This is a genomic window from Pseudomonas sp. SCPG-7 (genome assembly GCF_002156405.1).
GTDB classification, from domain to species: Bacteria; Pseudomonadota; Gammaproteobacteria; order Pseudomonadales; family Pseudomonadaceae; genus Aquipseudomonas; species Aquipseudomonas parakoreensis.
The window spans coordinates 149,526-171,710 of sequence record NZ_MVOO01000001.1; the positions used below are offsets into that span (position 1 = coordinate 149,526).

Here is a 22,185-nt window from a genome sequence, read left to right on the forward strand (position 1 = left end):
TTTCACAGATGCACTGTCCGAAGTCATTCTTGCAAAAATTTAGAAGGATGCGACAGACTACGAGTGGCGCCATGATGGGGGATTGTCACTGGCAAAAAAAACGATTTATAGTCGCGAAAATCTGTGAGAAATCATCGCCTATATGAACCTGCCTCCGCTGGCTGCCTTTCGCTTCTTCAACACCGCCGCCCAGACCCAGAGTTTCGTCAAGGCTGCCGAACTGCTGCACGTCACCCACGGCGCGGTCAGCCGCCAAGTGCGTTTGCTGGAGGAGGCGATCGGGGTCGAGTTGTTTGAACGGCGTAACCGCGCGATCTTTCTCAACCACGCCGGGCGCTTGCTGTTCAATGTCACCGCGCCGATGTTCGAACAGTTGCAGAGCACGGTTTATCGCCTGCAACGCGAAGTCCACGATGACGTGCTGGTGGTGTCCTGCGAGCCGACCATCGCCATGAAATGGCTGATCCCGCATCTGCCCGACTTCCACAGCGCGCATCCACAGTTGCAAGTGCAATTGCTGACGGCCGGCGGGCCGATCGACTTCGCTCGTTCAGGCGTGGATCTGGCGATCCGCCGCGACGATTTCCATTGGGACGAAACCGTGCACGGCGTGACCCTTTGTGAAGAGTGGATCGGCCCGGTCTGCGTGCCGTCCAGTCGACCTGACGGTGATCATTTGCGTGGCGCCTGCCTGCTGCACAGCAAGACGCGCCCGCAGGCGTGGGACAACTGGATACGACTGACTGGCATGAACGCATCGGATGTCAGTCGGGTCGATTACGAGCATTTCTACCTGTGCATTCAGGCCGCGCTGGCCGGGCTGGGCGTCGGTATGGCGTCGTTTCTGATGGTGCAGGACGAACTCAAGTCCGGCCAGTTGATCGCGCCGTTCGGCTTTGTGCGGGACGGTTCGAGCTATTGCCTGTTGTCACCGCGCCCCTTTGAACAGAGCGCCAATGCCATGCTTTTTCGCGAGTGGATTACCCAGCAGATGAGTGCGTGCAGCCCACCGCTCGTGGATGATCTGAAGCCTTGACGACAGAGGGGCTGCAGTCAATGGGTCAGGCGTCATCGCCGCTCGTTCCTGCATGCACCAAAAACAACGTCAGAAGATCGCAGCCTGCGGCAGCTCCTACAGTGAGCGGTTCGGCAATGCCGTCGGGAAAAAACAATCGAAACTTCGCGCGCGTCCCGACTGTCCAGACCCATGTACCGCCCGGCGGATGTCTCGCCGGGCAGGCTTCATGTATCGGTGACAGGCGAGGAACGAAATGACGACGACAGTGGGCGATTTTCTGGTTGAGCGGCTCAGCCAATGGGGCGTCACGCGGATTTTTGGTTATCCGGGGGACGGCATCAATGGCGTGTTCGGAGCGCTCGCCCGAGCCAATGGCAAGATCGAATTCGTTCAGGCCCGGCACGAAGAAATGGCCGCGTTCATGGCGTCGGCCCACGCCAAGTTCACTGGCGAGTTGGGCGTGTGCATCGCCACTTCGGGACCGGGTGCTTCGCACCTGATCACCGGCTTATACGACGCACGCATGGATCATCAACCGGTACTGGCGATTGTCGGCCAGCAGGCACGGACGGCGCTCGGCAGTCATTACCAGCAGGAGCTGGATCTGGTCTCGATGTTCAAGGACGTGGCCGGGGCGTTTGTGCAGCAGGCGTCGGCGCCGTCGCAGGTGCGTCATCTGCTTGATCGCGCCGTGCGTACGGCGGTTGGCGAGCGGCGGGTGACGGCGATCATCCTGCCCAATGATTTGCAGGATCTTGCGTACGAGCCACCGGCGCGGGCACACGGCACTGCGCATTCCGGCGTCGGATACACCAAGCCGAAAGTGCTGCCCTACGAGGCGGATCTGCAGCGCGCCGCCGACGTTTTGAACAGCGGTGAAAAAGTCGCGATTCTGGTCGGCGCTGGCGCGTTGCAAGCGACGGATGAAGTGATCGCCATCGCGGAGAAACTCGGTGCTGGCGTCGCCAAGGCGTTACTCGGCAAGGCCGCGCTGCCGGACGATTTGCCGTGGGTCACCGGCAGTATCGGCCTGCTGGGCACCGAGCCGAGCTACAAGATGATGAGCGAGTGCGACACCTTGTTGATGATCGGTTCGGGTTTTCCCTATGCCGAATTTCTGCCCAAGGAAGGTCAGGCGCGCGGCGTGCAGATCGACCTGCAGCCAGACATGCTCAGCCTGCGTTATCCAATGGAGGTCAATCTGGTCGGTGACTCCGCCGAAACCCTCGCCGCGCTGCTGCCGTTGCTCGAACAGAAGACCTCGCACAAGTGGCGCAAAAAGATCGAGGGCTGGCGCGGCAGTTGGGAGAAAACCCTGGAAAGGCGTGCGATGGCCAAAGCCGATCCGATCAATCCGCAGCGGGTGGTGTACGAGCTGTCACCGCGCCTGCCGGAGCAGGCGATCATCACCAGCGACTCGGGTTCCTGCGCCAACTGGTACGCCCGTGATCTGAAGATTCGCCGGGGCATGCAATGTTCGCTGTCCGGTGGCCTGGCCTCGATGGGCGCTGCCGTGCCGTATGCGATCGCCGCCAAGTTTGCGCACCCCGAGCGTGCGGTGATTGCGCTGGTGGGTGACGGTGCGATGCAGATGAACAACATGGCCGAACTGATCACCGTCGCCAAATACTGGCGCCAATGGAGCAGCCCGAAATGGATCTGCGCGGTGTTCAATAACGAGGATCTGAATCAGGTCACCTGGGAGCAGCGGGTGATGGAGGGCGATCCGAAGTTCGAAGCCTCGCAGAGCATTCCCGATGTGCCGTATCACCTGTTCGCCATTTCCATCGGCCTGAAAGGGATTTTCGTCGACCGCGACGAGGACGTCGCTGCCGCCTGGGAGCAGGCATTGGCCTCGGACGTACCGGTGCTGATCGAGTTCAAGACCGACCCCAACGTGCCGCCGTTGCCACCGCACATCAAGCTCGAACAGGCGAAGAAATTCGCCACGACCTTGCTCAAGGGCGACCCGGACGAGGCGGGGGTGATCGTGCAGGCCGCCAAACAGGTACTGGCCAGCGTCCTGCCCGGCAAAAAATAATCCTGAAGGCGCTTCGTCGCGCACCAAATCTGTGACCGCCGTAGAACCCTGTGGGAGCGAGCTTGCTCGCGAAAGCGTTGTGTCAGGTGCAGCGATTGTGGAGGTGTCGGCGCCTTCGCTGGCAAGCCAGCTCCCACAGGTATTTCGCTGTGTCCTGACTCTGTGAACGAAGACCGTGGAGATTTTCATGCGTGAAGCGGCGAAGGGGCTTTTTTGATGTTCATCGGTTGCGCAGGCTGGAGTCTGGGGCGTGATTATTGGCCAGAGTTTCCGGGCGAGGGTACGCATCTGCAGCGTTACGCGGCGCGGTTCGACTGCGTGGAAATCAACAGCTCGTTTTATCGTCCGCATCGGCGTCAGACCTATGCGCGCTGGGCGGATTCGGTGCCGCCGGGCTTTCGCTTTTCAGTGAAGGTGCCAAAGCAGATCACTCATGAATGGCGTCTGCGGGACTGTGATCAAGCGCTGGACGAGTTTCTCGGGCAGTGCGAGGGGCTGGCCGATCGGCTGGGATGCTTGCTGGTGCAACTGCCACCGTCGCTGGCCTTTGAACCGACAAGCGCAGAGGCGTTTTTCGTGGCGTTGCGCCAACGCTTCGCCGGTGCCGTGGTGCTTGAGCCACGGCATGAGTCATGGGTGGCGGCGGCGCCGATGCTGCAGGCGTATCGGATTGCCCAGGCCATGGTCGATCCGTCGCGGATCAGTACCGATGGTTCGGCGCAGGGCTGGACGGGGGTGCGCTATTGGCGACTGCACGGGTCGCCACGGATTTATCACAGTGCTTATGAGTTGCCTTATCTGCAGCAACTTGCGCAGGACATGCAGCTTTGCGCTGCTGATGGGGCCAGCGTCTGGTGCATCTTCGACAACACCGCCAGCGGCGCCGCGTTGGGCAACGCGATGACGCTGGCGGCGCTGAGCCGGGCTTGAATCAGGTTGACAAGTGCTCATACAGAATGGTCGCGCCGACGATCATCAGCACCACGCCACCAACCATTTCCGCACGCTTGCCGACGACCGCACCGAGCACCCGGCCGAGCATCACGCCGATAGTCACCATGGTCATGGTCGCCAGGCCAATGGCCGCTGCCGCCACCCAGATATTCACGTCGACAAACGCCAGGCCGACGCCGACCGCGAGCGCGTCAATGCTGGTGGCAAACGCGGTGACCGCCAGAATCAGGAACGAGTGCTGACCGGGTTTTTCTTCTTCCTCGTCTTCGTGCTTCAGGCCGTTATAGATCATGTGCAGGCCGAGGATCAGCAGCAGGGTGAAGGCGATCCAGTGGTCCCATTCGGCGACCCAGCGGGTGGCAGCCTGGCCGATCAGCCAGCCGATGATCGGGGTGATGGCTTCGATCACGCCGAAGATCAGGCCGGTGCGCAGCGCTTCGCTCAGACGTGGTTTGTGCAGGCTGGAGCCTTTGCCGATGGCTGCGGCGAACGCATCCGTGGACATGGCCAAAGCAAGGAATATGAGGGAAACAGGATTCACGGGGGCACACTTCCAGTCGGGCTATGAGTCAACGACACAACCACACGCCCGACTTCAGGCATGGATGTGTCGTCGGTCTCACCAACCAAAAGGTGTTCGTACCACGGCAGGTTGCCGAGAATGTTGATACGAACGCTTCCGAGGGACTCGGAAACAGGCTACTCCCCAACGAGGCTGCGAATCTTATGGGGGCAAACATGAAAATTTTGTCAAAAGCATTGAGGCGATCGATAAACGCAAGACTCTGTGGCGAGGGAGCTTGCTCCCGCCGGGTCGCGAAGCGGCCCTTCTTTTGTCGAACAGCAGAAGGCCTGCTGCGCAGTCCAGCGGGACGGTGCGACGATTCGACAAGCTCCCTCGCCACAGATATCTTCACACAGAGTTACGCTCGAACCTGTCAGCTCAGCGCTCCTCATTGATCCGCAACTCCGCGCACAACCCGCCCTGCGGTCGGTTGTACAGCTGCAACGTGCTGCCGATCTTGCTGACGATCATCTGTACGATCGCCAGCCCCAGCCCGGCGCCGTTGCCGTGGCCGTGGCTGTAGAAACGCTCGAACAGTCGTGCGTATTCCTGCTCGTTGATACCGGGCCCGGCGTCCTCGACACTGATGTATACCGCGCCTCCCGCCTGCGGTTGCACCTGAACCCGTACCTCGCTGCCCGGCGGGGCGAAATTCAGGGCGTTGGTCACCAGGTTCTGCAAAGCGATGGCGAGGGCTACCGGGTCGGTGTCGACCGGGCAGTGGTGGTCGCTGTCGAGGATCAGTTCGACGTCCTTTTCCATGGCCAGCGGCGCCAGTTCGGCGAGCTCTTCGCGCACCAGTTCGGTCAGATCCACAGTGCGGGTGTCGGGATTGGCCAGGTGCGGTTCGATGCGCGCCATGGTCAGCAATTGACTGGCGATGCGCGTCGCCCGATCCACTGCGCTGACCAGATATTCCAGTGCCTCTTCGCGTTGTTGCGGCGTGGCGGCCAGTTGCGCGTTTTGCGCGTGGATCCGCAGGATCGCCAGCGGCGTGCGCAGTTCATGGGCGGCGTCGGCGATGAAGCGTCGCTCCCGCGCCAGCAGATTGTCGATCTGCTGCAACAGGCGATTGAGCGCGGTCTGCATCGGCTCCAGATCGTGGGGCAGGGGGCTGAGGTGCAGCGGTTTCAGGGTTTCGGTATCTCGTCCGCGAATGCTCTGCGCCATCGCCCGCAGCGGTTGCAGGCCCCAGCCGATGGTCAGCCAGATCAGCGCGGCCAGCAGCGGTACGCCGATCAGGCTCGGCCATAACGTGTGGCCGACGATGCGCTCGATCAGGTCCTGACGGATGTCGTCGCGCTCGCCGACCCAGATCAGCAATCCTTGCTGCGAATCCTTGAGCAGAAACGCACACCAGTCGCGGCCATTCTCCATCAGGTCGTGGGAGCCGAGGGTGGTGGGGGGTGCGGCAAGCTCCGGCGCTTCGGCCGAGCGCACCAGCAATTGCCCGTCGCTGCGCCAGACCTGAAAAGTCAGACGGGTTTCGTAAGGGTGCGCGGCCTCGCCGTCGCCGACCCGGCTCATGGCGTCATCGAAGGCCTGATAGAGCCGGCTCCAGTCGTTGTCGCCGGGCGCGCGCTGGGCCAGCACGCCTTGCAACAGGCGCGCGCTTTGTGCCAGTTGGGCATCGTAGACCTCTTCGATTTCATGGTGGCTGTCGCGCAGCACCAGCCAACTGATCAGCAGGTCGCCGATCAGTACCAGAATCAGCACCGGCACCAAAATCCGCGCACGGATGGAAATCATGGCTTGAGCTCCAGCACATAGCCGACGCCGCGCACGGTGCGGATCAATTCGCTCGAGAATTTTTTGCGCAGGTTGTGGATCAGCACTTCGAGGGTGTTGCTTTCGACCCGGTCCTGCCAGCCGTACAGCGCTCGCGACAGGCGTTCGCGGGTGACGACCTTGCCCGGACGAGCCATCAGTTGATGCAGCAGTTGATATTCCATCGGCGTCACCACCACGTCAGTGCCGTGCCAGCTGACCTGCTGCGTGACCGGATCGAGACACACGCCCGCATGCTCAAGCACCGGTTGCGCACGGCCCTGACTGCGGCGTAGCAGGGCGCGAATGCGCGCCTTCAATTCATCGACGTCGAAGGGTTTGATCAGATAGTCGTCGGCGCCGGCATCCAGCCCGGCAATGCGTTCGGCGGTGCCGTCGCGGGCGGTGAGGATCAGTACCGGCAAATCCTGTTGTTCGCCACGCAAGCGTTGCAGCAGCGCCAGACCGTCGAGCCGTGGCAGGCCGAGGTCGAGCAACAACAAGTCGAAACTTTCACTGCGCAGGGCGTGCAGGGCGCTGGCACCGTCCTGCAACCAATCGAGGGTGTAGCCTTCGCTGCCGAGGGCAACGCGAATGCCTTGACCGAGGGCGCGATCATCTTCGACCAGCAATAGGCGCATAACGGATTCTCTTGAGCAAATACGGGCGGTTGACCGGCGGCATCATGCCGCTGTGCAGCCGGCTGTGGCAGCTGACCCGACGGGAAAGATGTAACGACTCGTTGCCAACTAAGCTTCGACTAAGGTTGCTTTTGCACAGTGAGGCCTTCCTCATCGAGCGAGAGTGTTTCCATGCGCAAACTTCTGCTGTTGTCCCTCATCGTTGCCAGCCCGTTGGCCGTCGCCGGCCCGCAATGCACCACCGCCGAACGCTCGCAATGGCAAGACCAGAAAGCCTTTCAGGAGCAGCTCAAGGCTCAGGGCTACGAGATCAGCAAATTCAAGGTTACCGACGGCAACTGCTACGAGATCTACGGCTTCGACAAGGACAAGCGCAAAGTCGAGATCTACCACGACCCGGTCAGCGGCAAAGCGGTGAAAACCGAGATCAAGGGCTGATGCCGAACGCCTCCGTGCGCCTGTGGGACCCCGTGGTGCGGCTGTTTCATCTGTCCATCGCGGGCGTCTTCGTTGCCAATTACTTCTTCAATGAAGCCGGTGACGCCTGGCACATCTGGCTCGGCTATTACGCCATGGGCTGGCTGCTGGTGCGGCTGGTCTGGGGATTCGTCGGGCCGCGCAGTGCGCGTTGGGCGGATTTCTGGCCGACACCGACGCGGTTGATCGCTCATGCGCGCTCGCTGATTGCCGGACGGCCCGAGCATCGCCTCGGGCATTCACCGATTGGCGCACTGGTGATGCTGTCGATGTTGCTGGCGATGTTCACCGCCGGTGTGAGCGGCTGGGCCATGGAAGAGATCGACGCCCTGTGGGGTGCCGACTGGCCGTTGCAGGTACACGAATTCGCTACCGACACCTTGCTGGTGCTGGTGTGTCTGCACATCGCCGCCGCGTTATTCGAGAGTTTTCTGCTGCGCGACAACTTGCCGTTGTCGATGCTCACCGGACGCCGACGGCGCTTGCCGGACGATCCGCCGCGCTGACAAGGATGTTTTGCCGATTGCCCTCCATCCTGTTTTTGCCGTGAGTCCACTATGCGTGCGCTTCCTGATCGCTTGAAATTTGTCCTGGGCGGACTGGCCGTGAGCCTGGTTTTCTGGGGCGCCTGGCGCAGTCATCCGGCTCATTTGCTGGCGCCATTTGCCGTGGCCACGCCGCCGGTGGATGCTTCGCTGCAGTCACCAGAGCCGCTGTACAGCAGTCGCTTCGTCTCCTCGCAATTGAATGATTTCGTGCACTCGTCGTCGGTGACCGCGCTGCCGGGCGGCGACATGATGGCGGTGTGGTTCGCCGGTTCCCGCGAGGGCGCTGCCGACGTACAGATCCGTACCGCCCGTTACGACGCCAACTCCGCGGAGTGGGGCGCCGAGCAGGTGTTGGCCACCCGCGAATCGACCCGCGACGGCACCCGTCGCTATATCCGCAAATTGGGCAATCCAGTGATTGCCCTCGCGCCGGATCAACGGTTGTGGATGTTCTATGTCTCGGTATCCGTCGGCGGCTGGGCCACCAGTGCGATCAACGTGATGGTCTCGGATGATTTCGGGCGCAACTGGTCAGCCCCGCGACAGCTGATCACCTCACCGTTTTTCAACATCAGTACGCTGGTGCGCGCTGCGCCGGTGTTCCATGCCGACGGCTCGATCGGCCTGCCGGTGTATCACGAGTTCATGGGCAAATTCGCCGAGTACCTGTACCTGAGCGCCGACGGCGCGGTGACCGACAAATTCCGTATCAGCCGTGGCAAGCATTCGTTGCAGCCGACCATTGTGCCGCTGGACGGAAAACGTGCCGTGGCCATGCTGCGTTATGCCGGCGACACCCATCATCGGGTGCTGGCCAGCCGCACCGAGGACGCCGGGCAGACCTGGAGCGAGCCGTATCCGCTGGAACCGGCCAACCCCAATTCGTCGCTGGCGGCCGTGGGTACCGACGACAACGGTTTGCTGGTGGCGCTCAATGATCTGCAGGACGGACGCTTCAAACTCAGCCTCTACGGCACCGATGCCAACCTGAGCAACTGGCGCAATGTAATCGAACTCGATCACTCGCCCGATCCGCTTGGCCAGCCGTTCGCGCCCGACGCTTACAAGGCAATCATCGGCGAAGGCTTTCGTGCTTCCAGCGGGGCGCGTCGTCTGCCGCTGGAAGCGCGCTTTCTGAGCAATCTGGACTACCGGGTGTGCAAGCCGCAGGGCTGTGATTTCGAGTACGAGTATCCGTACTTCAGTCGCGGCAGCGATGGGCTCTATCACCTGGTGTATTCGTGGAATAACACCTTCATCAAACACGTCAGCTTCAATGAAGCGTGGCTCGAGGAGCGCCTGTGATGCTGTTGCTCTGGCAAGCCCATTTGACGTTCGTCCTGCTCGCTTTTGTCTTGCTCGGCTCGCTGCACTTCACGCAACGCTGGCGTCCGTGGCTGTTGCCGCTGCTGGCGCTGGTCAGCTTTGTGCCAGTCAACGATCTGCCGTTAGCGGCGTACGTGCGCAGTGTCACCGATGATCTGGCGATTACCACGCTGGTGTTGCTCGGCTGGGCCAGTCTGGTTCGGCTGGGTGTGGTCGAGCGGCAGACATTGTCGGCACGGGTGCAGATGCTGGTGCTGTTCACCGTGCTGGCCGCGCTGTTGTACCCGGCGACGATGGGCCTGACCTATTTCGATCCATACCGCTGGGGCTTCAACCCACGGCCGATGATCGTCTGTATCGGTGTGCTGGCACTGGCGCTGTTGTGGCTGCGCAACACGCTGGCCGTGTCGATGCTCGCGATGGGCACGCTGGCGTTCGCCTTGCGTCTCAAGGCTTCGGAAAACTATTGGGACTACCTGATCGATCCGCTGCTGTTGGGTTATTGCCTGGTCACCGCTGCGGCGCTGTGCAGCCGCGAGGTCTGGCGTCTGCTGCGAGCCGCACCGGCAAGCACGACATCTTCTATTTGAACCAACGACACTGAGGTCAATGATGGGCTGGTTGCAATCGCGACGCCTGCGCTACGGCGTGGGTGCGGCAGGTTTGGCGTTCTTGTTGTTTGCCGTGCTCAGGCTGGTGTTCGTGCTGGGGTTTTCCGGGATCGCGCCCAGTGAGTTCGTCGATAACCCGACACTGCGCGAAACCTTGGGCATCGGCTTGCGTTTCGACTTGCGCCTCGCCGTGTTGCTGATCCTGCCGTTGTCGCTGCTGGCCTGGGTGCCGCGCTGGAACCTCACGCGGTTGCCGTGGTTACGCTGGGTCGCACGGGTTTACTGGCTGCTGGCGCTCGGCGTGATCGGCCTGTTGTACATCATCGATTTCGGTCATTACGCCTATCTTGGCGTGCGGATCAACGCCACGGTGCTGCGTTATCTGGAAGACGCGCAGATCTCGCAACAGATGGTCTGGGAAACTTATCCGGTGCTGTGGATCGCGCTCGGCTGGTTGGCTGTGCTGGGCGTCTGGTTCTACGGTTTCGTGCAACTGGAACGTCTGACGCTGGCCCGTGAAGCCAAATCTGTCCGGCGTCCATCGCTGGCATTTGGCACAGGGCTGGGGGTGGTCGCGGTACTGCTGGCATTGCTTGGCCGGGTGGACAATCTCAATCTGGAAAACCCGGTGCCGCTGCGCTGGAGCGATGCGTTCTTTTCCGGTAACGCGCAGATCGCCGCGGTCGGTCTGAACCCGGTGCTGTTCCTGTACGACACGCTGAAAACCGGGCAGGCGCAATTCGATGAGGCGCAGGTGCGCGAGCACTATCCGTTGATTGCCCGCTATATGGGCGTGGATCGACCGGACCCGCAACGCCTGACGTTCGAACGTCAGCAAGGCGTGCAGCCGTATCGGCTTCAGGGCACGCCGAACGTGATGTTCGTCATGCTCGAATCGCTGGGCACCAGCGCCGTCGGCGCCTATGGCAACCCGCTGAACCCGACACCGAACCTCGATCAACTGGCGAGCCAAAGCTGGTTCTTCAAGCACTTCTATGTGCCAGTCACCGGCACCGCGAAAACCGTGTGGGCGAGTATCACCGGCGTTCCCGACGTTACCCGCCGCGAGACCGCAACGCGCCACCCGCTGATCACCCGTCAGCACACGCTGATCAATGCGTTCACCGATTACCAGAAGCTCTACATGATCGGCGGCAACGCCGGCTGGGCCAATATCAATGCGCTGATCCAACAGAGCATCGATGGCGTGCGCCTGTATCACGAAAGTGACTGGCGTTCGCCGCTGGTGGACGTGTGGGGGATTTCCGATCTGGATCTGTTCAAGGAGAGCGACCGCATCTTGCGCGACTTGCCGATGGACCGACCGTTCTTCGCTTACGTGCAAACCTCGGGCAACCATCGGCCGTTCACCATTCCCAAGGACAACGACGGCTTCCGGGTCAGCAACCTGTCGCTGGAACAGGTGCAGGCCGCTGGGTCACGTAGCGTCGAGCAATACAACGCGGTGCGCCTGCTGGATTTCAATATCGGCAAATTGATGGAATTGGCCAAGGCCGGCGGCTATTACGACAACACGATTTTTGTGTTCTTCGGCGACCACAACACGCGCATCAGCCAGATCCCGCACATGCCGCCGGCGTTTGAGCAACTGGGCCTGGAAAGCAATCATGTGCCGATGCTGATTCATGCGCCGGGGCTGCTGGCGCCAAAGGTCATCGAGCAAGCGGTGGGGCTGACGGATCTGCTGCCGACGGTGGCGGGGATGGCTGGCGTGCCGTTCAGCAATGGTGCGATGGGCCGCGATGTCCAGCAACCGGCGCCGGAAGGTGAGCGCGTGGTGCCGCTGGTGCTGCGCGAGGGGACGTTCCCGGTAATTGGCGGGGTAACCAAGGATTTCCTCCTGCAGATGCAGCATGACGGCAGCTCGCCGACCCTGCATGATCTGGCGTCGAAGACCCCGTTGGATAACGTCGCCGGGCAGAACCCCGAGGAATTCCAGCGCCTGATGGAGCTGACGCGGGGTCTGCACGAGAGTGCGCGGCTGATGTTGTATCGCAACGTGCGCTGACCGGGCTGCACCCGGTCAGCGCAGTGTTTTCAGCGGTTGAGGAAGGCCAGCAAATCCTCATTCAGCGCCTGGGCGTGGGTCACGGCAAAACCATGGGGCGCGCCGGCGTAGACTTTCAGCTCGGCGCCCTTGATCAGCGCGGCGGCCTGCTTGCCGGTGGTTTCGAACGGCACGATCTGATCGCCGTCACCGTGGATCACCAGAGTCGGCACGTCGATCTTCGCCATGTCCGGGCGGAAGTCGGTTTGCGAGAATGCGGTGACGCAATCCACGGTGCCTTTGAGTGAGGCGAGCAGGGCGACGTTCAGGGTTTGCGTAAGCACGCCGTCGGAGACTTTCTGGCCCTGATTGGTGCCGTAGAATGGCGCGGCGAAGTCCGCGATGAACTGCGCGCGATCCTTGAGCAGGCCGGCCTTGATTCCGTCGAACACCGAAGTGTCGACACCTTGCGGATAGTCGGCCTTCTTGCCGAACAGTGGCGTCACCGCGCCGAGCAGCACCAGCCCGGCAACGCGCTCGCTGCCGTGGCGGGCGATGTAGCGGCTGACGTCGCCGCCGCCCATGGAGAAACCGACCAGCGTGACGTCGCGCAGGTCGAGGTGTTTGATCAGTTGCGCGATGTCGTCGGCAAACGTGTCGTAGTCATAGCCGTTCCACGGTTGATCGGAGCGCCCGAAACCACGGCGGTCGAAGGCAATCGTGCGGTAGCCGCGACTGCTCAGGTATTCCATCTGGTATTCCCACATGTCGGCATCCAGCGGCCAGCCATGGCTGAACAGCACGGGCTTGCCGCTGCCCCAGTCCTTGAAATAGATCTGTGTGCCGTCATCGGTAGTGAATGTGCTCATGGAAACTCCTTGCTTGAGTACGCGTTGGGGAGGGGCTGTAAAAGCAGGATTCACTATCCGCGCAATCGACCGTGGCCACTTGTATGCAGGTGCTGCGCTGTCGGCGTGGTTCTTTCCCGCGAACACAGTTGTAAGATGCAACCACACGCTGGATTTGACGGAGAAACATCCTGTGAAGCGCAAAAGCCTGCACGGCAACGCCTGCCCGGTCGCCCGTACGCTGGATTTGATCGGCGACTGGTGGTCGCTGCTGATCATCCGCGATGCGCTGGAGGGCATTCGCCGCTTCAGCGATTTCCAGAAGAATCTGGACATCGCCAAGAACATGCTCAGCGCCCGGCTCAAGGCCTTGGTGGAGCAGGGGATTCTGCAAACGGTGCCGGCCGCCGATGGCGGTGCTTATAAGGAATACGTGCTGACCGAACGCGGCAAGGCTTTGCAGACGGTGATCGTTGCGCTGTCGCAGTGGGGCGGCGAGCACCTGTATGCGCCGGGGGAACCGGGTTCGGTGATGGTTGACGCGCAGCAGCGGCAGCCGATCAGAAAGCTTGAGTTGCAGGCGGCTGACGGCCGTGTGCTGGGGGCTGGCGAGGTGTCGACGAAACTTGGCGTAGTGCACTGATTGAAGGTTTAAATGCAAACGCCCCGACACAGCGTTGGAGCGTTTGTTTGTTCGGTTTCAACCTGTAGGGTCCTTAGCGAAACGCCGGCACCACATGCTTGATGAACAACGCCAACGACTTCTTCTTCTCCGCATGCGGCAAGCTGTTGTCACACCAGAAACTGAACTCATCCACCCCCAGTTCCTGGTAATACTTGATCCGCGGAATGATCTCTTCCGGCGTACCGATCATCGCTGTCTTGTGCAAACTCTCCAGCTCAAACTCTGGACGCCCGGCAAACTTCTCTTCCGGGCTTGGGGCGAGGAAGCCGTTGACCGGTACTTCCTTGTTGCCAAACCACGCATCGAAGGTGCGGTAGAAACGTGAGATCGCCTTGGCGCCGACTTTCCAGCCGTCCGGATCGTCCGCCGAGTGCACGTGGGTATGGCGCAGCACCATCAGTTGCGGACGCGGAACGTCGGGGTTGTTGTCCAGGGCGGTCTGGAACTTGTTCTTCAGGTCGACGACTTCTTCGTCGCCCTTCATCAATGGCGTGACCATCACGTTGCAACCGTTGGCCACGGCGAAGTTGTGTGAATCCGGGTCACGGGCGGCGATCCACATCGGTGGGTTGGGTTTCTGGATGGGCTTCGGCACGCTGGTCGAGGTGGGGAATTTCCAGATGTCGCCGTCGTGGGCGTAATCGCCTTGCCACAGGGCGCGGACCACCGGGACCATTTCGCGCAGGGCCTGGCCGCCGCTGGAGGCGGGCATGCCGCCGGCCATGCGATCGAATTCAACCTGATAGGCGCCGCGCGCCAGGCCGACTTCCATGCGCCCGTTGCTGATGACGTCGAGCAGGGCGCATTCACCGGCCACCCGCAGCGGGTGCCAGAACGGCGCGATGATGGTGCCGGCGCCGAGGTGGATGGTGGTGGTTTTGGCGGCGAGGTAGGCCAGCAGCGGCATCGGGCTTGGCGAGATGGTGTATTCCATCGCGTGGTGTTCGCCGATCCACACGGTGCTGAAACCGCCGGCCTCGGCCATCAGGGTCAGTTCGGTCAGGTCTTCGAACAGTTGGCGGTGGCTGATGCTTTCGTCCCAGCGTTCCATGTGGATGAACAGGGAAAATTTCATGACGCTTCCTCGGATCTTTTGTTGTTGAGGCTACAAAACTGTGTGGGAGGGCTGAAATCTTGATCAGGCCAGAACGGGCAGGGCGCCCATCTTGCCGTGGCAATACACCAGCGGCCCGGTGTGCTGTTCCGGGACGATCAGGTTCTTCACCGCGCCGACCATGATGGCGTGGTCGCCGCCTTCGTATTCGCGCCACAACTCACACTCGATGATAGCCGTCGCGTTGGCCAGGATCGGGTTGCCCAACTCGCTCAATGTCCACTCGATGCCTTGCGCTTTGTCCTTGCCTTTGCGGGCGAAGGCGTAGGCTTCGCTCTGCTGGCCGCCGGACAGGACGTGGATCGCGAAGCGTTTGTTCTTGATCAGCACAGGGTAGGAGTCGGAACTGTAGTTGGGGCAGAACAGCACCAGGGCCGGGTCTATCGACAGTGAACTGAAGGCGCTGGCGGTGAGGCCGACGATCTGGCCGTCATCGTCCAGCGTGGTGATGACAGTGACGCCGGACGGAAACGAGCCCATGACTTGTTTGTAGATGGCAGCATCGATCATTGGACGATCCTCGGGTGTTGTGACGCGATTTTTATGTATTTGTTGGTCTGATGGTATACCAGTATTTTTTCTTTGCAAGGGCTTTTAGGCTGAACCGATAAACGTGGTGCTTTCGTCGGAAACTCAGCGTTTATTGAGCTCTCGGCTGGCCTGCAGGCCGCAGAATCAGTGAGGATAACGGATCAGATAGCGCCTTGAACTACGGATCAGTCTTGTGAAATGTTTGGAATACCATAATATGGTCTGCATCTGAGGGGCGACCGCAGAGTCCCCCCGGTTTGGCTTCATACAAAGATAAGAACAGACAAACTCGAGTTCATGCATATGTCCCAGATGTCCCGGCAAGATCCGTTGATCGAGAATCACACGGTCGACTACGTCCCACTCGCGGAACGCCACGGGAAGGCTCGCGACCTTTTCACCTTATGGTTCAGCACCAACATCGCGCCACTGCCCATCGTCACCGGCGCCATGGTGGTTCAGGTGTTCCATCTCGATTTGCTCTGGGGGCTGCTGGCGATTGCGCTGGGGCACCTGATCGGCGGGGTAGTGATCGCCCTGGCGTCGGCGCAAGGCCCGCGCATGGGCATTCCGCAAATGGTCCAGAGTCGCGGTCAGTTCGGGCGTTACGGCGCATTGTTGATCGTGTTTTTTGCGGCGCTTATCTACATCGGCTTCTTCATTTCCAACATCGTGCTTGCCGGTAAATCGATTGTCGGCATTGCGCCGTCGGTACCGGCGCCGTTGAGCATTCTGATCGGTGCACTGGCGGCCACCGCGATTGGCGTGATCGGCTACAACTTCATCCACACGCTCAACCGCATCGGCACCTGGGTGATGGGCAGCGCGCTGCTCGCCGGCTTCCTCTACATCTTCGCCCACGATTTGCCGGCGGACTTCCTGACGCGCGGCAGCTTCAACCTGTCGGGCTGGCTGGCAACGGTGTCGCTGGGGATCATCTGGCAGATCAGCTTCTCGCCGTACGTGTCCGACTATTCGCGTTATCTGCCGGCGGATATCGGCATCGTCAAACCGTTCTGGGCCACGTATATGGGCGCGACACTGGGGACGATTCTGTCGTTCAGTTTCGGCGCCGTGGCAGTGCTGGCGACGCCGGAAGGCACCGAGGCGATGGCGGCGGTCAAGCAGTCGACCGGTTGGCTGGGGCCGATACTGATGGTGTTGTTTCTGCTCAACATCATCAGCCACAACGCGCTGAATCTGTACGGCGCAGTGCTGTCGATCATCACCTCGATCCAGACGTTCGCCAGCCAGTGGACGCCGAGCATCAGGGTGCGCGTGGTGTTGTCGAGCGTGGTGCTGGCGGGTTGCTGCGTGGTGGCGCTGGGTGCCTCGGCGGATTTCATTTCGCAGTTCATCGGGCTGATTCTGGCGTTGTTGCTGGTGCTGGTGCCGTGGGCGTCGATCAACCTGATCGACTTCTACCTGATCAAGCGCGGCAGCTATGACATCAGCTCGATTTTCCGCGCGGACGGCGGCATTTACGGGCGCTTCAATCTGCACGCGATCATTGCCTATTTCATCGGGATCATTGTGCAACTGCCGTTCGCCAATACGTCGCTGTACGTCGGGCCTTACGCCAATCTGGTCGACGGTGCAGATCTGTCGTGGCTGTTCGGCCTGGTGGTGACGGTGCCGTTGTATTACTGCCTCGCCACACGCGGGCAGACCCGGCAGAGCAGGGCGGCGCAGTTGACTTATACCGACTGACCCGATCACCAATAAAACCGTGGCGAGGGAGCTTGCTCCCGCTGGACTGCGCAGCAGGCCCCTGCTTTTCTGAATTGAAGAGCGAGGTCCGCTGCGCGGCCCGGCGGGAGCAGGCTCCCTCACCACAAGTGATGTTTCCTTAGACCTTGAGCATTCGTGCGGTCATTCAAATTGGCCATTTCGATCCCCTTTTGGCCCATCACCCACTGTGCCGCAACCCCGCGGTCGGCAAGAATCAAAGCCACAACAAAACGCTGGACTTTACTTGCCCTTGGCTACTTTTACAGCCGCTGCCGTGTACAGAACATAAAAACCATCGATCTCACGTCGCATTCCGGGGAAACAACCATGGTCACGATGAAACGCATTCTGGGTGCCACCGTGTGTGGGCTGACGCTGCTGGCCAGCGCGGTACACGCCGAGCAGCGCGAGCTGCGGGTTTACAACTGGGCGGATTACATTCTGCCGTCGGTGCCCAAGGATTTCGCCGCGAAGACCGGCATCAAAGTGACCTGGGATACCTTCGATACCAACGAATCGCTGGAAGCCAAGTTGCTCACCGGCAACTCCGGTTACGACCTGGTGGTGCCGTCGAACCAGTTCATCGACACCCAGATCAAGGCCGGTGTGTTCCAGAAACTCGACAAGTCGAAACTGCCGAACTGGAGCCATCAGGATCCGGCGCTGCTCAAACTGCTCGACGCCAACGACCCAGGCAACCAGTACGGCGTGCCCTACATGTATGGCACGGTGCTGATCGGCTTCAACCCGGCCAAGGTCAAAGCCGCGCTTGGCGACAACGCGCCGGTGGACAGCTGGGATCTGGTGTTCAAGCCGGAAAACATGGAGAAGCTCAAATCCTGCGGCGTGGCGATGCTCGATTCGCCCTCGGAAATTCTGCCGCTGGCCCTGCATTACCTGGGCCTCGACCCGAACAGCCAGAACCCGGCCGACTATGAAAAGGCCAAGGACCTGATGCTGAAGATTCGTCCGTACGTGACCTACTTCAACTCGGCCAAGTACATGACCGACATCGCCAACGGCGACATCTGCGTGGCCATCGGTTACTCCGGCAGCTTCTATCAGTTCGGCAACCGTGCGAAAGAGGCGGGCAACGGTGTGGTGGTCGACTGGCGCTTGCCGAAGGAAGGTGCGCCGATCTGGTTCGATACCTTCGCCATTCCGAAGAGCGCGAAGAACGTCGAAGAGGCCCACGAATTCCTCAACACCTTGCTCGATCCGAAAGTCATTGCGCCGATCAGCGACTTCCTCGGCTACCCGAACGTGAACAAGGACTCGATGCCGCTGGTGAACAAAGACATCACCGCCAACCCGAACCTGACGCCAACGCCTGAAGCCCTGAAAACCCTCTACGTCGTCCAGCCCCTACCGCAAAAACTCGAACGCGTACGCACCCGGGTGTGGACCAGCATCAAGTCCGACAAGTAACCGCCTCCTCCCTGTAGGAGTTGCCGCAGGCTGCGATCTTTTGATTTTGCTTTAAAAAAGATCGCAGCCTGCGGCAGCGCCTACAGGGATTGAGTTTGGTCTTCCTTGCGAGTGACGATCAGGCTCAACACCACTGACCCCAGAATCACCCCGCCGACCACCGCCAGCGACCATTCCACCGGCATGTGAAACCACGGCATCAGCGTCATCTTGCCGCCGATGAACACCAGCACGATCGCCAGTCCGTACTTGAGCAGATGAAAGCGGTCGGCCATGTCTGCCAGCAGGAAATACAACGCCCGCAGGCCCATGATCGCGAAGATGTTCGAGGTGAACACAATGAACGGATCGGTGGTGACTGCGAAAATCGCCGGGATGCTATCGACCGCAAACATCAGGTCGCTGGCCTCGATCAGCACCAGAACCAGAAACATCGGCGTGGCCCAGCGTACGCCGTTCTGCAGCACGAAAAAGCGCTCGCCGTGAAAGCCCTGCGTGATTCGCATGTGCCCGCGCACCCAGCGCAGTAGCGGGTTTTTGTCGAGATCCGGTTGCTGCTCGGCGAACATCAGCATCTTGATCCCGGTGATGATCAGGAACACCCCGAAGGCATACAACAGCCACTCGAACTGGGACACCAGCCACACCCCGGCAAAGATCATCGCCGCGCGCATCACGATCGCCCCGAGCACGCCATACAGCAGCACCCGGCGCTGCAATTCCGGTGGCACGGCGAAGTAGCTGAAGATCATCACGAAGACGAACATGTTGTCGATCGACAGTGACTGCTCGATCAGATAACCAGTGAGGAATTCCAGCGTCTTGCGCTGGGCAATGTCGGCGCCGAACTCGCCGTGCAGATACCACCAGAGCAACCCGGCAAAAGCCATCGCCAGCGCACACCAGGCGATCACCCAACAGGACGCTTCCCGCACTGAAACGCGGTGCGCCTTGCGTCCGCCAAAAACGAACAGATCCAGCGCAAGCATGGCGAGAACGAAGACGATAAACGCGCCCCACATCCATGGTTCGCCGATATTGATGTTGGTGGTTGGCATGGCTGGCTCCCTGGCTTTTATTGAATTAGGGTCAGGCAGGGCCATGCTAGCGGCGATTTTGGTTGCAAGAAAAATCGCTTATTTCTGAGCAACAGTTCGGGAAAAGCGAAGTGTCGCGATCAGGGAGGGGGAATAGCGACGACGGGAATTGAGACCTTTTGCGGTCTCAACCCCGCCGTTCTGATTACTTGCCGGCAGTCAGCGCCGGAGTGCGCGGCGGCACCTGACGCTTCGAGCCAGTCGCCTCAAACGCCGAAGCCAGGCGCAGCAGGTTCGAGTCATCGTAGGCGCGCCCGGCGAAGGTCAGGCCGACCGGCATGCCGATGTCGGCCATGATTCCCATCGGTACGGTGACGGTTGGTACGCCGAGGTGCCGGATCGCCAGATTGCCGTTGGCGACCCAGATGCCATTGCTCCAGGCGACGTCCGCCGATTCCGGATTGATATCGGCATCTGCCGGGCCGACGTCGGCGTTGGTCGGGAACAGCACCGCGTCGAGTTTCAGCGTATCCATCCAGTCTTCCAGATCGAGTTTGCGGGTCTTCTCCAGGCCGCGCAGGCCGTCCGGCAGAGTCGGAATCTGATCCCACGGGGTGATGCCGCGCTCGGCCATGCGCACGTATTCGTCCATGCCGGCGGCCAGGTCGCCCTCACGGTTGGGCAGGGTGCCCGGGTCGTGCGGGAAGATTTTCGGCCCGTCGACATCGGCCAGGCGATTGAGCTTCGGATCACCGTTGGCGCGCAGGAAATCGTCGAAGGCCCAGGCCGACAGGTCCCACAGTTCGTGGTGCAGGAACTCCTTGGAAACGATGCCGCGATTGAACACGGTCGGCGCGCCCGGACGGTCGCCTTCGCAGTTGGAGACCAGCGGGAAATCCACTTCGATGACTTCGGCGCCGGCCGCTTCCAGAGCCGCGCGGGCCTGTTTCCACAGGTCGATCACCGAAGGGCGGGTGTTGATGCGTTGCCCGGTCGGGCCGCCGATGCCCGGCGCTTCGCTGGTGCCGGCTTCAGGGTCGGCGTTGATGTACATCTTCGGCACACCGAGGCGTTTGCCGGCCAGTGCCGCGGGTTTCACTGCCAGCTCGGCGTAGGACGCCGGGCGCACCGAGGCGACGCTCGGGATCGGCACCCACGGCTGCAGGCGCCACAGGTCGCCACGGGTGTCGGGGTCTTCCGCGACGACCACGTCGAGCACTTCAAGCAGATCGGCCATGGTCCGTGCATACGGCACCACCACGTCCATGGTCGGCGTCAGCGGCCAGTTGCCGCGCACCGAGATCACCCCGCGCGACGGCGTGTAGGCGCACAAACCGTTGTTCGACGCCGGGCCGCGACCACTCGACCAGGTTTCTTCCGCCAGGCCGAAGGCCGAGAAACTCGCGGCGGTGGCGGTGCCGGCGCCGTTGGACGAGCCAGAGGCAAACGGCGCGGTCAGGTAGGCGGCGTTGTACGGGCTCTCGGCCCGGCCATAGACGCCACGCTGCATGCCGCCATTGGCCATCGGCGGCATGTTGGTCTTGCCCAGGCAGATCGCCCCGGCGGCGCGCAGGCGTTCGATGGTGAAGGCGTCGCGATGCGCCACCAGATCGGCGAAGGCCGGGCTGCCGGAGGCGGCGGTCAGACCCTTGACCAGATAGCTGTCCTTGGCGGTGTAAGGGATGCCGTCGAGCGGGCCGAGGGTTTCGCCCTTGGCCCGGCGCGTGTCGGACGCCTGGGCTTCGGCCAGTGCTTGGGGATTGCGCACCACCACGGCATTCAGTGCGGTGGCGGTGTTCGGGCCGTCGTAGGCGTCGATCCGGGCCAGATAGGCCTGCACCAGTTCAACCGCGGTGGTTTGGCCGGCTTCTAGCGCCGCGCGTAATTGAGCAATGGAGACTTCAGTGACTTCGATCATGCTGTTACCGCCGACAGGTTCGCTAAAGGGTTGGGTCATTAGGGTTATCGTCGAAATGCGTGAAGAATTTCGTATGGGCGAAACTCTACCCTGAACTTTGCCGAATGGCATGCGCTAATTCGATAAATATCGACAAAAGTCAGCGAAAAAATTCGCCCGGGGTTTCACCAAACTGCTGGCGAAACGCCGCGATGAACGCCGAGGTCGAGTCATAACCGCAGGCCAGAGCCACGTCGGTGACCCGTTCGCCGCGTTCCAGCGGGGTCAGCGCACCCAACAGACGCAAGCGCTGACGCCAGGCGCGGAAGGTCAGGCCGGTGTCGCGTAAAAACAGTCGGCTGAGGGTTTTCTCGGTGACACCGAATTTTTCGCTCCAATGGTTCAGTGTGGTCTGCTGTTCTGGATGTTGCTCCAAACTTTGATAGATCTGCCGCAGACGGCTGTCCTGCGGCAGCGGCAGCATCAGGTCGATCTGCGGCGCCTCGGCCAACTGATCGAGGATCACTTGGGCCAACCGGCCATGGGCGCCGCTCTCGTCGTATTCCACCGGGACCAAACTGAAGGCGCGAATCAGCTCGCGCAGCAGGTCGCTGACGCCCAGCACATGACAGCGCTCAAGCGCCCAGCCGGCCACGCTGCAATCGATGTACAGGCTGCGCATTTCGGTGTGCGGCGAGCTGAACACTCGGTGCGGCACGCCCGCCGGAATCCACACCGCGCGCTCCGGCGGCGCGACGAAACGTCCGGCGCTGGTCTGCACCTCAAGCACGCCCTGAATCGCGTACGACAATTGCACCCACGGGTGACTGTGACGTCGGGTCAGCGCGCGATTGGGCAGCGACTCGGTGCGCCCGTACAGCGGACGGGGCAGGCTGGGCAACCCGGGAATGCTGCGCCGGAAGCTTTTCTCATGTCCTTTAGGCGGCATCTGTTGGCT

20 protein-coding genes and 1 riboswitch are annotated in these 22,185 nt (G+C 61.3%); of the genes, 11 read left to right on the top strand and 9 right to left on the bottom strand.

What is annotated here, in order from left to right:
- Positions 1–142 precede the first annotated feature (142 nt).
- The 3 genes from B1722_RS00805 to B1722_RS00815 all read left to right on the top strand — a co-directional run bounded on the left by B1722_RS00805 (position 143) and on the right by B1722_RS00815 (position 3,989).
- Positions 143–1,036, top strand: coding sequence for a LysR substrate-binding domain-containing protein (locus B1722_RS00805; protein WP_086790912.1), 894 nt, complete (start codon positions 143–145; stop codon positions 1,034–1,036).
- A gap of 235 nt (positions 1,037–1,271) precedes the next feature.
- On the top strand, positions 1,272–3,059 hold the full coding sequence (locus B1722_RS00810) for a thiamine pyrophosphate-requiring protein (RefSeq protein ID WP_041062650.1): 1,788 nt from the start codon (positions 1,272–1,274) through the stop codon (positions 3,057–3,059).
- 216 nt (positions 3,060–3,275) lie between these two features.
- Complete coding sequence (locus B1722_RS00815; RefSeq protein ID WP_086790913.1) at positions 3,276–3,989, top strand: DUF72 domain-containing protein; 714 nt, start codon at positions 3,276–3,278, stop codon at positions 3,987–3,989.
- A gap of 1 nt (position 3,990) precedes the next feature.
- Here B1722_RS00815 and mntP read toward each other — a convergent pair whose 3' ends face one another.
- The 3 genes from mntP to B1722_RS00830 all read right to left on the bottom strand — a co-directional run bounded on the left by mntP (position 3,991) and on the right by B1722_RS00830 (position 6,986).
- Complete coding sequence (mntP, locus tag B1722_RS00820; RefSeq protein WP_086790914.1) at positions 3,991–4,554, bottom strand: manganese efflux pump MntP; 564 nt, start codon at positions 4,552–4,554, stop codon at positions 3,991–3,993.
- Positions 4,555–4,560: 6 nt separating this feature from the next.
- A riboswitch (yybP-ykoY riboswitch) is annotated at positions 4,561–4,733 on the bottom strand.
- A 223-nt stretch (positions 4,734–4,956) separates the two neighbouring features.
- The gene (locus B1722_RS00825; RefSeq protein WP_086790915.1) at positions 4,957–6,327 is read right to left on the bottom strand and encodes an ATP-binding protein; all 1,371 of its coding nucleotides are present in this window, start codon (positions 6,325–6,327) and stop codon (positions 4,957–4,959) included.
- Positions 6,324–6,986, bottom strand: coding sequence for a response regulator (locus B1722_RS00830; protein ID WP_086790916.1), 663 nt, complete (start codon positions 6,984–6,986; stop codon positions 6,324–6,326). The genes B1722_RS00825 and B1722_RS00830 overlap by 4 nt, the downstream gene beginning before the upstream one ends.
- A 171-nt stretch (positions 6,987–7,157) precedes the next feature.
- Here B1722_RS00830 and B1722_RS00835 point away from each other — a divergent pair, with 171 nt between their 5' ends.
- Genes B1722_RS00835 through B1722_RS00855 form a run of 5 tightly spaced genes read left to right on the top strand, consistent with a single transcriptional unit; the run spans position 7,158 to position 11,977 of the window.
- Positions 7,158–7,424, top strand: coding sequence for a PepSY domain-containing protein (locus B1722_RS00835; protein ID WP_007960465.1), 267 nt, complete (start codon positions 7,158–7,160; stop codon positions 7,422–7,424).
- The gene (locus B1722_RS00840; protein ID WP_041062637.1) at positions 7,424–7,969 is read left to right on the top strand and encodes a cytochrome b/b6 domain-containing protein; all 546 of its coding nucleotides are present in this window, start codon (positions 7,424–7,426) and stop codon (positions 7,967–7,969) included. The genes B1722_RS00835 and B1722_RS00840 overlap by 1 nt, the downstream gene beginning before the upstream one ends.
- A 51-nt stretch (positions 7,970–8,020) precedes the next feature.
- On the top strand, positions 8,021–9,316 hold the full coding sequence (locus tag B1722_RS00845) for an exo-alpha-sialidase (protein WP_086790917.1): 1,296 nt from the start codon (positions 8,021–8,023) through the stop codon (positions 9,314–9,316).
- Positions 9,316–9,927 carry a membrane protein gene (locus tag B1722_RS00850; RefSeq protein WP_041062631.1) on the top strand — a complete coding sequence of 204 codons (612 nt, stop codon included), beginning with the start codon at positions 9,316–9,318 and terminating at the stop codon, positions 9,925–9,927. The genes B1722_RS00845 and B1722_RS00850 overlap by 1 nt, the downstream gene beginning before the upstream one ends.
- A 22-nt stretch (positions 9,928–9,949) precedes the next feature.
- A complete protein-coding gene (locus B1722_RS00855; RefSeq protein WP_086790918.1) occupies positions 9,950–11,977 on the top strand; it encodes an LTA synthase family protein in 2,028 nt (675 codons plus the stop codon).
- A gap of 29 nt (positions 11,978–12,006) precedes the next feature.
- Here the strand turns inward: B1722_RS00855 and B1722_RS00860 are convergent, their stop codons facing one another.
- Positions 12,007–12,825 carry an alpha/beta fold hydrolase gene (locus B1722_RS00860; RefSeq protein WP_041062624.1) on the bottom strand — a complete coding sequence of 273 codons (819 nt, stop codon included), beginning with the start codon at positions 12,823–12,825 and terminating at the stop codon, positions 12,007–12,009.
- Positions 12,826–12,997: 172 nt separating this feature from the next.
- Between B1722_RS00860 and B1722_RS00865 the strand changes: the two genes are divergently transcribed.
- Positions 12,998–13,447, top strand: a complete 450-nt coding sequence (locus B1722_RS00865; protein ID WP_086790919.1) for a helix-turn-helix domain-containing protein — start codon at positions 12,998–13,000, stop codon at positions 13,445–13,447.
- Positions 13,448–13,520: 73 nt separating this feature from the next.
- On the opposite strand, the gene B1722_RS00870 is transcribed toward B1722_RS00865, so the two are convergent.
- Positions 13,521–14,564, bottom strand: coding sequence for an LLM class flavin-dependent oxidoreductase (locus tag B1722_RS00870; protein WP_086790920.1), 1,044 nt, complete (start codon positions 14,562–14,564; stop codon positions 13,521–13,523).
- A 63-nt stretch (positions 14,565–14,627) separates the two neighbouring features.
- A complete protein-coding gene (locus tag B1722_RS00875; RefSeq protein ID WP_086790921.1) occupies positions 14,628–15,113 on the bottom strand; it encodes a flavin reductase family protein in 486 nt (161 codons plus the stop codon).
- A 324-nt stretch (positions 15,114–15,437) separates the two neighbouring features.
- Between B1722_RS00875 and B1722_RS00880 the strand changes: the two genes are divergently transcribed.
- Positions 15,438–16,844, top strand: coding sequence for a cytosine permease (locus B1722_RS00880; protein ID WP_041062615.1), 1,407 nt, complete (start codon positions 15,438–15,440; stop codon positions 16,842–16,844).
- A 348-nt stretch (positions 16,845–17,192) separates the two neighbouring features.
- A complete protein-coding gene (locus tag B1722_RS00885; RefSeq protein WP_007960451.1) occupies positions 17,193–18,293 on the top strand; it encodes a polyamine ABC transporter substrate-binding protein in 1,101 nt (366 codons plus the stop codon).
- Between the two features lie 80 nt (positions 18,294–18,373).
- On the opposite strand, the gene B1722_RS00890 is transcribed toward B1722_RS00885, so the two are convergent.
- From B1722_RS00890 to B1722_RS00900, 3 genes are all read right to left on the bottom strand, one after another.
- On the bottom strand, positions 18,374–19,351 hold the full coding sequence (locus tag B1722_RS00890) for a TerC family protein (RefSeq protein WP_041062608.1): 978 nt from the start codon (positions 19,349–19,351) through the stop codon (positions 18,374–18,376).
- 184 nt (positions 19,352–19,535) lie between these two features.
- Complete coding sequence (locus tag B1722_RS00895) at positions 19,536–21,248, bottom strand: amidase (RefSeq protein ID WP_086791508.1); 1,713 nt, start codon at positions 21,246–21,248, stop codon at positions 19,536–19,538.
- A 139-nt stretch (positions 21,249–21,387) separates the two neighbouring features.
- Entirely contained in the window at positions 21,388–22,176 is a 789-nt protein-coding gene (locus tag B1722_RS00900) for a helix-turn-helix domain-containing protein (protein ID WP_086790922.1), read from the bottom strand.
- Positions 22,177–22,185 lie beyond the last annotated feature (9 nt).

What these genes read in the sequence shown, in the direction of transcription:
- B1722_RS00825 (WP_086790915.1), bottom strand. Translation starts at nt 6,327, where the DNA reads ATGATTTCCATCCGTGCGCGGATTTTGGTGCCGGTGCTGATTCTGGTA.
- B1722_RS00805 (WP_086790912.1), top strand. Translation starts at nt 143, where the DNA reads ATGAACCTGCCTCCGCTGGCTGCCTTTCGCTTCTTCAACACCGCCGCC.
- B1722_RS00840 (WP_041062637.1), top strand. Translation starts at nt 7,424, where the DNA reads ATGCCGAACGCCTCCGTGCGCCTGTGGGACCCCGTGGTGCGGCTGTTT.
- B1722_RS00870 (WP_086790920.1), bottom strand. Translation starts at nt 14,564, where the DNA reads ATGAAATTTTCCCTGTTCATCCACATGGAACGCTGGGACGAAAGCATC.
- B1722_RS00815 (WP_086790913.1), top strand. Translation starts at nt 3,276, where the DNA reads ATGTTCATCGGTTGCGCAGGCTGGAGTCTGGGGCGTGATTATTGGCCA.
- B1722_RS00875 (WP_086790921.1), bottom strand. Translation starts at nt 15,113, where the DNA reads ATGATCGATGCTGCCATCTACAAACAAGTCATGGGCTCGTTTCCGTCC.
- B1722_RS00845 (WP_086790917.1), top strand. Translation starts at nt 8,021, where the DNA reads ATGCGTGCGCTTCCTGATCGCTTGAAATTTGTCCTGGGCGGACTGGCC.
- B1722_RS00900 (WP_086790922.1), bottom strand. Translation starts at nt 22,176, where the DNA reads ATGCCGCCTAAAGGACATGAGAAAAGCTTCCGGCGCAGCATTCCCGGG.
- B1722_RS00860 (WP_041062624.1), bottom strand. Translation starts at nt 12,825, where the DNA reads ATGAGCACATTCACTACCGATGACGGCACACAGATCTATTTCAAGGAC.
- B1722_RS00885 (WP_007960451.1), top strand. Translation starts at nt 17,193, where the DNA reads ATGGTCACGATGAAACGCATTCTGGGTGCCACCGTGTGTGGGCTGACG.
- B1722_RS00830 (WP_086790916.1), bottom strand. Translation starts at nt 6,986, where the DNA reads ATGCGCCTATTGCTGGTCGAAGATGATCGCGCCCTCGGTCAAGGCATT.
- B1722_RS00895 (WP_086791508.1), bottom strand. Translation starts at nt 21,248, where the DNA reads ATGATCGAAGTCACTGAAGTCTCCATTGCTCAATTACGCGCGGCGCTA.
- B1722_RS00810 (WP_041062650.1), top strand. Translation starts at nt 1,272, where the DNA reads ATGACGACGACAGTGGGCGATTTTCTGGTTGAGCGGCTCAGCCAATGG.
- B1722_RS00880 (WP_041062615.1), top strand. Translation starts at nt 15,438, where the DNA reads ATGTCCCAGATGTCCCGGCAAGATCCGTTGATCGAGAATCACACGGTC.
- B1722_RS00850 (WP_041062631.1), top strand. Translation starts at nt 9,316, where the DNA reads ATGCTGTTGCTCTGGCAAGCCCATTTGACGTTCGTCCTGCTCGCTTTT.
- B1722_RS00855 (WP_086790918.1), top strand. Translation starts at nt 9,950, where the DNA reads ATGGGCTGGTTGCAATCGCGACGCCTGCGCTACGGCGTGGGTGCGGCA.
- B1722_RS00835 (WP_007960465.1), top strand. Translation starts at nt 7,158, where the DNA reads ATGCGCAAACTTCTGCTGTTGTCCCTCATCGTTGCCAGCCCGTTGGCC.
- B1722_RS00890 (WP_041062608.1), bottom strand. Translation starts at nt 19,351, where the DNA reads ATGCCAACCACCAACATCAATATCGGCGAACCATGGATGTGGGGCGCG.